Here is a 13213-nt window from a genome sequence, read left to right on the forward strand (position 1 = left end):
GAAAATCAACATCATTAAAACCTTCGGGTAGCTGTGGTCGACGAGACATCTGTTCTAGATAATGCATGGTAATGATGCCTAAGCATAGTTGGCGGCAGCTTAAGGATTTAGAAAATGCGATTGGTATGAACTGCATTTATTATGATGGTTCCACCACTTACTCCAATATCGCCAACAAAAGGAACCGGATCTCCACCGGGTAACTCTACTGCAACAATGAATGGCAAACAGGTTACTGCCATTGTTGTTGGCGGCGGCGTGACCGCTCTGTCTACAGCACGCCAGCTGAACGGCCTGGAATACACCCACACACCAGACTCCTGTCAATTGAAAGAGCGGCATGCCGCTATTGCTCACGGACAGCGTATATACCAAGACCAGCTGCCTGATGATCTGTCATCCTGTAGAGGCTCAACTCCTTCGGGGTGCTGGTTTGATAGCTTTCGACACACCACACTGGATGAGGCAGTAAACTGTCTGGCCTGGCAGGAAAATAATGCGCGAGCAGTAGACTGGATCCTGATTTCCAAGAGCAAGGCCGGGGGCAGCTGGAACAGTTACGATCCAAACCAGAAAACCATTAGCCCTGATACATGGATGGCTCTGCCAGATGCCCCAATAGATGGGAATAACCAAAATCTGGCTCGACACAACACACCGCATTTTGCCAAAACAGATGCAGCTTCACTGTGTAGATACTATCAGGACTATGCCAATACCCACCTCCCCCAAGAGCGCATGTTCTTCAACCGGACCGTGACCACAGCATATCCAAAGGAGCACCTTTGGCATGTAGAATTAGATGATCAAACCCAGGTAAGCTGCCAATATCTGATACTGGCAAACGGAAGGATGATACCAAAGTCTTTGAAGATTAACGGCGAAAATAACAACCCAAATGTATCACACACCACAGCTCAGGCTATTCAGAATACAAGCCACTTGAAACCCGGAAAAAGCATTCTTGTCATTGGCACAGGGTTGTCAGCAGCAGACACCATAATGGATGCCATGTGTAAAAAACTCAAGGTTACCCACGTTCTACCCCGGGAGCACACCAGGCTGGAAGCCAAATATCGACCAAATCAGCCCTATAACGCCCTGAAGTCTCTCTCACCGGAGAGCTATAAGGAACACCACGCACTGGCAGAATTAATTTCAGGAAAAGCAGAGTCTGAAAACTATCAACAACTGATCAACTACTCGAGATTCGAAACGATACATGCATCCTGAGGACTGGCGAGGAAGAAGATATTACCCAGAAGTTTGACCATTACGCCATTCTTATTGGCTCAGAACCCGACTTCTCTTTTATGAAAAACGCCAACGGCACACTGCTGGATTTTGACGCCGAAGAACTTGAGCCAGAAACCATGGAAACGCAAATCAGCAATCTCTTTCTTGTCGGCTCTTGTACCGGTGAAAAATTCCAGCGCTTCAGCCTTGGCCATTCAGTCAGCGCCGCAGAAACCATTAAGGACAGGGAAAGCAGAAAAAGCAGAAACCAGTAATGAAAAAACTGAGATATAAAAGGAAGAGGGGGTGGTGATACTCGGAAGTTCCACTGAACAGTCAAATTGTGAAGAAGAGACTGGCGCTAAGGCCAGCCTCCCAGAAGTAGCGATTACTCAGTCGCTGCAGCCTGCTGCTCTTTAATACGAGCAACTTCTTTCATACTCAGCTTGATACGACCGCGGTTGTCCAGATCCATCACAACCACTTCAAGCTTCTGACCCATCTTGACGTAGTCAGCAACATTCTCAACCCGATGGTCAGCAATCTGGGAAATATGCACCAGACCATCCTGACCAGGCAGAATATTAACAAAAGCACCAAACTCAACAATGCGAGTTACTGTACCGTTGTAAATCTTGCCGATTTCAGCCTCAGCAGTGACACCGTAAACACGGTCATAAGCTGCCTGACAGGCTTCGCGAGTCTCACCGTAAATCTTAACGGTACCATCGTCAGCAATATCAACCGATGCACCGGTATCTTCACAGATAGAACGGATAGTTGCACCACCCTTACCAATAACGTCACGAATCTTGTCCTGATCGATCTTCAGGGTCATGGTCATCGGTGCATTTGGCGACAGCTCGCTGCGTGAACGGGCGATGACTTTATTCATCTCGGCCAGGATATGCAGACGCGCCTGCAAGGCCTGCTCAAGAGCGATATCCATGATTTCTTCAGTGATACCGGCAATCTTGATATCCATCTGCAGCGCAGTAACACCATGGGCAGTACCGGCTACTTTAAAGTCCATATCACCCAGGTGGTCTTCATCACCCAGAATATCGGTCAGGACAGCAAACTGCTCACCTTCCTTAACCAGACCCATGGCGATACCAGCAACCGGCGCCTTCAGAGGAACACCTGCATCCATCAGTGCCAGAGAAGAACCACAGACAGACGCCATGGAGCTGGAACCGTTGGATTCAGTGATCTCAGAAACCACACGAATGGTGTATGGAAACTCTTCGTCCGTTGGCAGAACTGCCTGAATACCACGACGAGCCAGACGACCATGACCAATTTCACGACGCCCTGGAGGCCCCATACGACCAGCCTCACCTACAGAGTATGGAGGGAAGTTGTAGTGCAGCATGAATGGGTCACGGCTTTCACCTTCCAGCGCATCAATAAACTGTGCATCACGGGCGGTACCCAGAGTCGTGGTTACGATAGCCTGAGTTTCACCACGGGTAAACAGGGCGGAACCATGGGTCTTTTTCAGAACGCCGACTTCTACGTTGATTGGGCGGACGGTTTTAGTGTCACGACCATCGATACGTGGCTGACCATTGATGATGTTGCCACGAACCACAGATTTTTCCAGCTTGCTGAAATACGCCTGTACGTCGTCAGCACTGAACTTGCCTTCAGCTTCGTCACCAGCCAGCAGAGCTTCTGCTTCAGCACGGAGTTCAGACAGCTTGGTGCTGCGCTCCTGCTTGATGGTGATGCCGTATGCGTCACGGATTTTCTGCTCAAAACCGAAAACCACTGCTTCTTTAACAGCGGTTTTCTCAGCTGCTGGCTCCCACTCCCAGGCTGGCGCACTCACCTCAGCAGCAAACTCGCTGATGGCTGATATAGCACCTTGGTACTCCTGTTGAGCAAACAGAACCGCACCCAGCATTTCGTCTTCGGTCAACTCCTGAGCTTCGGATTCAACCATCAACACCGCATCTTTGGTACCAGCAACCACCATGTCCAGCTCAGATGCTTTGAGCTGTTCAAAGGTCGGGTTCAGGATGTACCCTTCATCTTCAGTAAAACCAACACGGGCAGCACCCACCGGGCCAGCAAACGGAATACCGGAGATAGCCAGTGCTGCAGACGTAGCGATCATACCAAGGATATCTGGATCGTTTTTCTTATCCACGGACATCACAGTGATGATGACCTGAACTTCGTTCATGAAGCCTTTCGGAAACAGCGGACGGATAGGACGATCGATCAGACGGGAAGTCAGGGTTTCTTTTTCACTGGCCTTACCTTCACGCTTCAGGTAACCACCCGGAATTTTACCGGCAGCGTACACTTTTTCCTGATAGTGAACGGATAGAGGAAAGAAGTCCTGACCTTCACGGGCGCTTTTAGCGCCAACAACAGTAGCCAGAACCTGCAGTTCACCCATAGTGGCCAGAACAGCACCGGATGCCTGACGAGCAACGCGGCCGGTTTCCAGAGTAACGGTTTGTTCACCGAACTGGAAAGATTTAGTCATTGCTTTTGGAGCAGTACTCACATTATTGTCCTTTCTTCATTAAATAGTACCCCAAATCTGCATCCTCGCTGTCATAGAGAATGGATGCAATCCACAAACCTCCATTACAGGAACGAAAGTTTCTGAATTGCACCCCATGCATACAGAGTGCAGATCGGAGAGTTTTGTCAATCATGGGCTCAAAATTCAAAGCCATAATTAACCAGACAGATGCCCCTCACACGGAAAGCATTCAGCCTGCGTACCCAAATCAACGTCAAGACGTAAGGTACAAATAGCAAAACACCGCTAGCCACATAAATGCAGCTTGCGGTGCCTTGACTGTGGGAGGCGATATCAAGACACCAGCCTCCCATTTTATAACGGATCGTACCACTTAAGTAAGAGCCGCTCAGTATTAAGCCGTATTAACGACGCAGACCCAGACGCTGGATCAGTGAACGGTAACGTTCAACGTCTTTACGCTTCAGGTAGTCCAGCAGGTTACGACGCTGGTTTACCATGCGAATCAGACCACGACGGGAATGGTGATCCTTGTGATTTGCTTTGAAGTGTCCCTGCAGGCCTTCGATGTTAGCAGTCAGCAGCGCCACCTGAACTTCAGGGGAACCAGTATCGCCTTCTGCGCGAGCGAAGTTAGCCAGGATTTCAGCTTTTTGTTCAGCAGTCAAAGCCATGTTAATTTCTCCAGAATAATATGCATTACATAAAACCGGCATGACCGTGCATATTTACAGCCAGCCATTTAAACAAGCGACGGATTCTATCACTATGTTGTGAACGCGTCCAAAAAAACTATGTATGGATGGCCACTCAGCATTTTTGATGAATCAGCCTTTAACCAGACGCTTAGGCGCAACCAGACCGTCATCGGTAATTTCACCAATCCCCAGGAACACCACACCTTCAACACCTTGAGCAACGCCATAGATGCGGACATTACCACTGGTAGGCGCCTGAGGCACCTGAACGGGATTGCCCTGAGAAATGTAGTAGCTACTGGTTTCACCCAGTTTTACCTGCGGCCAGTCACTGACAGCACTATCCTGAGGCAACAGCAGATCATCAATCACTCGATCACCCGCCTTATTCCGGGTTTTGGACAACTCCTTCAGGCGCTCTGAATGAGCCTTTTCCAGCTTGTCACGCCCCAGCTCTTCTGCCAGCCCGGACAACTCTGCAAACTCAATACGCTCATCGACACCCAGGGCAGCCTCACGGGCCTCATCACGCATTGCCGCAAGCTCATCCAGAGAGTGCGCCTGATGCTCGGTGTAAGGGCCTGCTTTGAGACGCTTCAGTTCAGCAACATGACCAAGACAGCCCAGAGCTTCGCCAATATCTTCAATCAATGTACGGATATAGGTTCCCTTGGTGCAGTCAACCTCGAAAACACACTCATCACCATCAAAGTCCAACAGCTCAAGACGATGAATGGTAATGGTTCGTGAAGGTCGCTCAATTTCAATACCTTCACGGGCATATTCGTACAACGGTCTGCCATTGTGCTTAAGCGCAGAATACATGCTGGGCACCTGCTCAACATCACCCCGGAACTGCTGCAGAATAGCTTCCACATCAGAGCGGGTTACTGTCACAGGACGCTCTTCAACAATCTCCCCCTCACGATCACCCGTCGTGGTTCTTACCCCCATTTTCATGGTGGTACGGTAGGACTTATCAGAGTCGAGCAAATACTGGGAAAACTTGGTCGCTTCCCCCAGGCAGATTGGCAAAACACCTGTCGCCAGCGGATCAAGGCTGCCCGTATGGCCAGCCTTGGCTGCATTAAACAACCGTTTTACCCGCTGCAGCACTTCGTTAGAGGAAGCACCGTACACTTTATCAACAACAATGATGCCATCAACCGCACGACCGCGGTTAACTCGACGACCTCTTCTTGCCATGATTTATTCCTCAGAATCTTCTTCACTGTCTTTACCGGAACGGGCGTCTTTCGCTACCGCCTGATCAATCAGGGAGGAGAGGTAAGCACCGCGGCGCAGGCTGTTATCAAAGAAGAAACGGAGCTGCGGGGTAAAACGTAATTTAATTGCCCGCGCCAGCTGGGAGCGCAGGAAGCCTGCCGCCTGGTTCAGGACCTTCAAGGATTCATCAATTTTTTCCTGATCATCCACACCCAGGAATGAGACGTAGATATCAGCAAAGGACATATCCCGACTGACTTCAACAATGCTGACGGTCACCATGCCGAGACGGGGATCTTTCATTTCCAGCTGAATCAGCTGAGCCAGCTCTTTTTGAATCTGGTCGGCTACGCGCTGGGTACGACTGTACTCTTTAGCCATTGAATACTCACTCCGTAAACCACAAAGGCACATAGACACAAAGCAACCTTTCCCTTTGTGACTTGTGCCTTTTTACTCATAGAAGCAAGAATGCTTTGAGCTGTGTGGTGCAAAAAAACCCGCAGCTCAGCTGCGGGTTTATTATTTACTTGAGACCTGAAAACCGATTACAGGGTACGTTGAACTTCAACACTCTTGTAAACTTCAATCTTGTCACCAGGCTTAACGTCGTTGTAGCTCTTAACGGCAATACCACACTCCATACCGTTACGAACTTCGTTCATGTCATCCTTGAAGCGACGCAGGGATTCCAGCTCGCCTTCATAGACAACCACGTTATCACGGAGGACTCGAATACGATCATTACGGTACACCGTACCTTCAATAACCATACAGCCAGCCACAGCACCAAACTTCGGAGAACGGAACACTTCACGAACTTCCGCAGTACCCACGATTTGCTCACGAGTATCGGAGCCCAGCATACCGGTCAGCGCTTTACGGACATCATCAATAATGTCGTAGATAACGCTGTAGTAACGCAGATCCACCTCTTCCGCTTCAATCACCTTGCGGGCAGAAGCGTCAGCACGAACGTTGAAGCCAACAATGACCGCATTGGAAGCCAGCGCCAGGTTCGCATCGGTTTCAGTGATACCACCAACACCACTGGAAATAACGCGCACTTCAACTTCGTCGTTACCCTGCTCCTGCAGTGAGCTGGTCAATGCCTCGAGAGAGCCTCGAACATCAGCCTTCAACACGATATTGAGCATCTTCTTCTCAGCAGAGCCCATTCTGGAGAATACATTTTCCAGCTTGGCCGCCTGCTGACGAGCCAGTTTAACTTCACGGAATTTACCCTGACGGAACATGGCGATTTCACGAGCCTTACGTTCATCGCGAACCACGACCATCTCGTCACCGGCATCCGGCGTACCATCCAGACCCAGAATCTCCACCGGAATGGATGGACCTGCTGCCTGAATAGCCTTGCCGTTTTCGTCCAGCATGGCACGCACACGGCCATACTGCTGTCCCACCAGAATATTATCACCCTGGTTCAGCATACCAGCCTGTACCAACACGGTAGCAACCGGACCACGTCCTTTATCCAGACGGGATTCAACAACCACACCTTTGGCCGGTCCTTCATCTGGCGCCGCCAGCTCGAGAACTTCCGCTTGAAGAATGACCGCTTCCAGCAACTCCTCAACGCCCTGACCAGTCAATGCAGACACCGGCATAAACTGAGTGTCGCCACCCCACTCTTCAGGGATAACATCACGGGCAGACAGTTCGTTCTTAACGCGATCCGGATCCGCGTCTTCCTTATCCATCTTGTTCACTGCGACAACGATTGGCACACCAGCGGCTTTCGCGTGCTGGACGGCTTCTTCAGTCTGAGGCATCACGCCATCATCCGCAGCAACAACAAGAATGACGATATCGGTCGCCTTTGCACCACGGGCACGCATAGCTGTAAACGCCGCGTGTCCAGGAGTATCCAGGAAGGACACCATGCCACGATCCGTTTCTACATGGTAAGCACCAATGTGCTGGGTAATACCACCAGCTTCACCAGCCTGAACGCGACTCTTACGAATGTAATCGAGCAGCGACGTCTTACCGTGGTCAACGTGACCCATTACGGTAACAACCGGTGCACGCGGCTTAGCTTCGTAAACCACCTCTTCCAGCTGATCGTCTACCAGCGTGTCTTCGATGGCATCTGCCTTGGTCAGACGGTATTTGTGGCCCATCTCTTCAACCACGATACTGGCGGTATCCTGATCGATCACCTGGTTAATCGTTACCATGGAGCCCATTTTGAACATCACTTTGATAACGTCAGCAGCTTTGACGGCCATTTTGCTGGCCAGCTCTGCCACAGTGATGGTTTCCGGGATAGAAACCTCACGAATCACCGGCGCTGTTGGCTTGGTAAAGCCGTGAGCAGCCATGGACTCAGGCGCCATGGTACGGGCAAATTTGCGACTGCCACCACGGCGGTCATCACGCTCGTTACGACCACCTTTGCCACGACGCGGCAGATCATCATTGTCGTTACGACGATCTTTGCCCTTGGTACCACGCTTGTTACGAGACTTGCGATCATCAGCCGGAGGCGGTGGCGCATCACCAAAAGATGGTGCCGCTGAAGGCGCTGGAGCTCCACCTGTTCGCGGACCACGGTCACCACCTGGACGCGGACCACGATCACCACCTGGACGAGGGCCACGCTCACCACCTGAGCGGTCACCACCCGGGCGAGGAGCCCGATCACCAGAACGAGCACCACGCTCATCACTTCGAGCACCGCGATCATCTCTGCGAGGACCACGATCGTCCTTACGCTGACCACGATCATCACGACGCTGGCCGCGCTCTTCCTGCTTGTCGGAACGAGCGTTAGCCTCATCAGCTTTTGGAGCCTCTTCAGCCGCATCGCGCTTGACATAGGTGCGCTTCTTACGCACTTCTACGTTAACAACTTTATTTTTACCAGAACTGCCACCAGACACTTTCATGCGGCTGACCGTCTTACGCTTCAGCGTAATCTTGGTCGGTTCAGAACCGGTACCGGCATCACCATGAGTTTGCTTCAGGTGGGCCAGCAGTTGCTGTTTCTCTGCATCGGATACAGACTCTTTGCCGCTGCTTTTAGTAAGACCAGCGTCTTTCATCTGCTGCAACAACCGCTCCACTGGAGCGCCGACCACTGCTGCGAGTTGCTCTACGGTTACATCTGCCATTAACACTTCTCCTCTCAGTGGCCCGCTCAGTTACCCGCTTCTTCAAACCACGGTTTCCGCGCCGTCATGATCAGCTCACCAGCCCGATCTTCATCCATCCCCTCAATATCCAGAAGGTCATCGATCGACTGTTCAGCCAGGTCTTCCATCGTGACAACACCGCGACTGGCCAGCTCATAGGCCAGTTGCTGCTCCATACCTTCCATATTCAGAAGGTCATCAGCAGGCTGGGTACCATCGAGCTTTTCTTCCTGGGCAATGGCCTGAGTCAATAACTGATCCTTGGCCCTTGAGCGCAACTGTTCAACGATATCTTCATCAAAGCCTTCAATGGCCAGCATCTCCTCCAGAGGAACGTATGCAATCTCTTCCATGGAGGTAAAACCTTCCGCCACCAGTAGCTCAGCCAGATCATCATCAACATCCAGCCCTTCCATAAAGGTCTGAGCCACACGACCCGCTTCCTGCTGCTGCTTGGCGGCTGCATCCTCTTCTGTCATGACATTAAGAGTCCAGCCCGTCAGCTCACTGGCAAGGCGGACATTCTGCCCACCACGACCAATAGCCTGAGCCAGATTGTCTTCACTGACAGCAATATCCATCGTGCCTTTATCTTCATCGACAACGATCGAAGCCACTTCTGCCGGCTGCATGGCATTAATCACGTATTGAACCGGGTTATCATCGTAAAGAACGATATCAACACGCTCATTACCCAGCTCACCGGAGACCGCCTGAACACGGGCACCACGCATACCAACACAGGCACCTACCGGATCAATCCGGCCATCATTGGTTTTCACGGCAATCTTGGCTCGTGAACCCGGATCTCTAGCGGCACCTTTAATCTCAATCACTTCTTCTGAAATCTCAGGAACTTCAATACGGAACAGCTCAATCAGCATTGCCGGCGCTGTTCTTGAAAGCATCAACTGAGGACCACGACCTTCTGTGGACACTTCATGAAGCAGAGCCCGAACATGAGCCCCCATTCTGAAATTCTCACGAGGCAATACCTGATCTTTCTTTAACACCGCCTCAGCGTTGTTACCGAGATCAACAATAATGCTGTCGCGGGTTGTCTTCTTGACGGTACCGGAAATCAGAGTACCCATTTTGTCACGGTACTGTTCAACCATCTGAAGGCGCTCAGCTTCACGCACCTTCTGAACAATTACCTGCTTGGCTGTCTGAGCAGCAATTCGCCCAAAACCTACCGACTCAACCGGTTCTTCCCAGATACCACCAATCTCAAGAGACTCGTCGTTCTCCTTGCCTTCATCCAGGGTCAGATGCATGCCGGGAAACTCAAAGTCCTCGTCAGCAACCACAGTCCAACGACGGAATGTATCGTACTCCCCACTAGCCCGGTTGATCGCCACCCGGATATCCACTTCGGTTTCATACCGTTTTTTGGTCGCTGTCGCCAGAGCGGTTTCCAACGCCTCAAAGATTACCTCGGGCGGTACTCCCTTCTCATTGGATACGGACTCTACGACCAACAGAATCTCTTTACTCATGCTCTGCCTCGCCTATGCTGAACCAGTCCATGCCTATGCCAACACATCCCTGGCCGCTAAACCGGGATATCCGCCCGGCCTGAAGGATAATTCAGTCGAACTGTGGTATCACCTGCGCCTTCTCGATACTATCGATTGGCAACAGAAGCTCATGGCCATCGGCCTCTATAACGACATCCTGATCTTCAATTCCCTTGATGATGCCCCGATACTTTCGGCGTCCTTCAAAAGGCACCCTCAGGCGAATACTGACCATATAGCCAGCCATCATCTCATACTGCTCAAGCCGGAACAGCGGCCTGTCTAATCCCGGAGAAGATACTTCCAGGGTATATTCGTCCGCAATTGGGTCTTCTACATCCATAACAGCACTCACCTGACGACTGACCTTTTCACAATCATCCAGGGCGATGCCATTCTCTGCATCGATATAGACCCGAAGCAGCGAATTCCGCCCACGGGAAACAAACTCAATACCCCAGAGACGGTAATCAAGCGACTCCACGATCGGCTCGATAAGTGCCTCCAGCTGCGACTGCTTACCTGCCACGACTGAATACCTGCTAAAAAAACAAAAAAAGGGCTATAAAGCCCCATATATTCGCACAATGACCAGAACAGTCATCACACATCAATTACTCGCTACCTAATAAAAAACCCCGCAAAGGGGGTTTTTCAGGGTTTGGTAGCGGGGGCTGGATTCGAACCAACGACCTTCGGGTTATGAGCCCGACGAGCTACCAGGCTGCTCCACCCCGCATCAAAGTGTCCATCAGTATACTGCGGCAAGAGCCAGCTGACAACCTCTCCCCTATATCAAATATACTGCCCCCAAAGCAAAGAATCAGTTCTGAATTTGACCCATTAAACCTTACAAAAGCAGCACACAACGCTTAGCGCCAAAACTCTACACCATAAAAAACCGCTCTATTATCTTCCTTTTCACACAGTTGTCAACTTAACCAAAGCACAGCCTCAACCCTGCCGATGTTCCGCTATGTTACACCCCCCACACCATCTACCCACAAACCCCCCTTTCATACAGGGAAGAAAAACCCGACAACACCATCAAGATCAAGACAACCCGCCTTGATGGCATGAGTGATGCATTAGAAACACAATGGAAGCATTCGCAATAAAGAGAAACAACAATGAATCTTAGCGACCTGATTCAGTTTTTTTCCCACCAGAACAGGCAACCATTTTCCCTAAGGGGCAACTTCGGAACAATTCACATCACCCCCGAGCCGCACTACGAAAACAGCACGTATCAGATTGATTGCAATTATAAGTCGCTGACACGCTATGGCTGGCACTATAAAAAACAGCAGGCAGGAGGCTTCCGCCTATCAACCGCTTGCTGCCTGGCAGCCTGCATAATGTTTGGCGAAGATCGGGTTACGCAAGGTATGATTCAAAAAATCAACAAGGCATTATCCAAAGAACAAGAAACATCAAAGAAAGGATAACAACAAAGAAACAGCAGAGAGAAAACGGAGCACCAAAAAAAGCAGACACAAAAAAAGCCGTAAGAACAATTCTTACAGCTTTTATTTGGTGCCGAAGACGAGACTCGAACTCGTACGCCCATACAGGCACTGCCCCCTCAAGAACGCTTGGCACTCTTGTTTTTCAATAGGTTAGCTTTTGCGTTTTTGGGAGACTGAGGAGATAGCTTTTATTTTTAAATACAATTTTATTTATATTTTTTATAGTGAAGCGAAATAATAAATCACCCCATTTGGTCAGCCCCCAGCCAACCTTTCCTCTTGATGCATTTGAAATTCAAAAACAGCCCGAGAGACCAGTACAGAGAGAACCTGATGAAGAGTACGGGGGAGTGATTGCACCACTTACACTGTTCGTTTACATCACCTGCCAACAGTTAATCGTGAGAACGATCGTATCCAGCACGCATGCCTAAACGATCGATTAGTACAGTTATCAGCGTTTACCCTCAATGAAGAGCCACCTCCCGCTCATTATGATTTCTGACCGCCTGCGCTATTTCCATCGCGTGATGCTTACACACCGCATTGTCTTTACAGTGGTAAACTGCACCGTAAGGGTCAGCTCTCGAACGAAAGGTCGACGTAGCACGATCAGGTGGATCTGATGCAAAGTAAGCCTTGATTGCAGTAAGCTCATTGAAACTTCGTGCCTTGCCGCAAATATCACACTGCGTTGGCACCCAGATTTTATCCTGATCGGACATAATGCATACCTTAATGGAGCTCGCCAGAACTTTCCGCCGGTGTTGCCAATGACAACGAATCATCGTCCCAATCATCAATCAACACAACATTTAAACGTGCATGAGCCAAAGCCACGTACTCAAGCTCAACCTCTGAGCGAAGGGTTTCACAACAATCAGGAAATTCAGGTGACAGAAGCACCTCCCGCCGTTTTAACGCATCCAGCGAATGAACCGCTTCTGAAAAATCCACTACCGGACGTGTTTTGCCACAATGCCGACATTGCCCATCACTTCTGCCAGCAAAGTTAACCCGTACTCTCGGCCTTGCCATATCTGCCTCCTTGCAGGATGAACACGTTTAACGAGAGACTTCGCTCAAGAAATCGATCACTTCGGGAGGAACACCCTGACCATCTTCAACCGACTCAGAGAGCTGTTCAATAAGCTCAGAATCGTCAAATACAAAAAGGAACTCAAGGTCATCAATTTCCAGCGTAGTGAAATCTTGAACACTGTCATTGGAGAAAGCCACCAATAAATCAGCTTCCTCGTCATCTGACTTTTCAAAGTGAAACACCAATCCTATGTCACCGGCTTCAAGATTGTGGATAGAGTCTCCGGTATAGCGAATCACTGACCCCTCTTCAAAATCCGACATGTCGACATCCTTGTTATTTTATAGAGATGAGCGTTGA

The 13213-nt window shown here is 50.1% G+C and carries 13 protein-coding genes and 1 tRNA gene; 3 read left to right on the forward strand and 11 right to left on the reverse strand.

What is annotated here, in order from left to right; translation table 11 throughout:
- Positions 1–141 precede the first annotated feature (141 nt).
- Together AK963_RS09065 and AK963_RS09070 are read left to right on the forward strand one after the other, a co-directional pair.
- Positions 142–1233, forward strand: a complete 1092-nt coding sequence (locus AK963_RS09065; RefSeq protein WP_083232554.1) for an NAD(P)-binding domain-containing protein — start codon at positions 142–144, stop codon at positions 1231–1233.
- Positions 1234–1313: 80 nt separating this feature from the next.
- Positions 1314–1511 (forward strand): hypothetical protein, encoded by a 198-nt coding sequence (locus tag AK963_RS09070; protein ID WP_066015144.1) that lies wholly within the window; start codon positions 1314–1316, stop codon positions 1509–1511.
- Positions 1512–1624: 113 nt separating this feature from the next.
- On the opposite strand, the gene pnp is transcribed toward AK963_RS09070, so the two are convergent.
- The 8 genes from pnp to AK963_RS09110 form a co-directional block, all read right to left on the reverse strand.
- Positions 1625–3736, reverse strand: a complete 2112-nt coding sequence (gene pnp, locus AK963_RS09075) for a polyribonucleotide nucleotidyltransferase (RefSeq protein ID WP_066015145.1) — start codon at positions 3734–3736, stop codon at positions 1625–1627.
- A 407-nt stretch (positions 3737–4143) separates the two neighbouring features.
- Positions 4144–4413 (reverse strand): 30S ribosomal protein S15, encoded by a 270-nt coding sequence (gene rpsO, locus AK963_RS09080; RefSeq protein ID WP_066015146.1) that lies wholly within the window; start codon positions 4411–4413, stop codon positions 4144–4146.
- Between the two features lie 153 nt (positions 4414–4566).
- A complete protein-coding gene (gene truB / locus AK963_RS09085; RefSeq protein ID WP_066015147.1) occupies positions 4567–5643 on the reverse strand; it encodes a tRNA pseudouridine(55) synthase TruB in 1077 nt (358 codons plus the stop codon).
- Positions 5644–5646: 3 nt separating this feature from the next.
- The gene (rbfA, locus tag AK963_RS09090; RefSeq protein WP_066015148.1) at positions 5647–6045 is read right to left on the reverse strand and encodes a 30S ribosome-binding factor RbfA; all 399 of its coding nucleotides are present in this window, start codon (positions 6043–6045) and stop codon (positions 5647–5649) included.
- Between the two features lie 167 nt (positions 6046–6212).
- Positions 6213–8801 carry a translation initiation factor IF-2 gene (infB, locus tag AK963_RS09095; RefSeq protein WP_066015149.1) on the reverse strand — a complete coding sequence of 863 codons (2589 nt, stop codon included), beginning with the start codon at positions 8799–8801 and terminating at the stop codon, positions 6213–6215.
- Between the two features lie 26 nt (positions 8802–8827).
- Positions 8828–10321: a transcription termination factor NusA gene (gene nusA, locus AK963_RS09100; RefSeq protein WP_066015150.1), complete on the reverse strand. Its 1494-nt coding sequence runs from the start codon at positions 10319–10321 to the stop codon at positions 8828–8830.
- Positions 10322–10412: 91 nt separating this feature from the next.
- A complete protein-coding gene (gene rimP, locus AK963_RS09105) occupies positions 10413–10871 on the reverse strand; it encodes a ribosome maturation factor RimP (RefSeq protein ID WP_066015151.1) in 459 nt (152 codons plus the stop codon).
- 133 nt (positions 10872–11004) lie between these two features.
- Positions 11005–11081 (reverse strand) — tRNA-Met (locus AK963_RS09110).
- 391 nt (positions 11082–11472) lie between these two features.
- Between AK963_RS09110 and AK963_RS09115 the strand changes: the two genes are divergently transcribed.
- Positions 11473–11790, forward strand: a complete 318-nt coding sequence (locus AK963_RS09115; RefSeq protein ID WP_066015152.1) for a hypothetical protein — start codon at positions 11473–11475, stop codon at positions 11788–11790.
- A gap of 488 nt (positions 11791–12278) precedes the next feature.
- On the opposite strand, the gene AK963_RS09120 is transcribed toward AK963_RS09115, so the two are convergent.
- From AK963_RS09120 to AK963_RS09130, 3 genes are read right to left on the reverse strand one after another with little or no spacing between them, the layout of a single operon-like run.
- Positions 12279–12536, reverse strand: a complete 258-nt coding sequence (locus AK963_RS09120; protein ID WP_066015153.1) for a hypothetical protein — start codon at positions 12534–12536, stop codon at positions 12279–12281.
- 10 nt (positions 12537–12546) lie between these two features.
- Complete coding sequence (locus tag AK963_RS09125; RefSeq protein ID WP_066015154.1) at positions 12547–12849, reverse strand: hypothetical protein; 303 nt, start codon at positions 12847–12849, stop codon at positions 12547–12549.
- Positions 12850–12876: 27 nt separating this feature from the next.
- A complete protein-coding gene (locus AK963_RS09130) occupies positions 12877–13176 on the reverse strand; it encodes a hypothetical protein (protein ID WP_066015155.1) in 300 nt (99 codons plus the stop codon).
- Positions 13177–13213: the final 37 nt, after the last annotated feature.

The sequence above is a fragment of the Endozoicomonas atrinae genome, assembly GCF_001647025.1.
GTDB lineage: Bacteria > Pseudomonadota > Gammaproteobacteria > Pseudomonadales > Endozoicomonadaceae > Endozoicomonas > Endozoicomonas atrinae.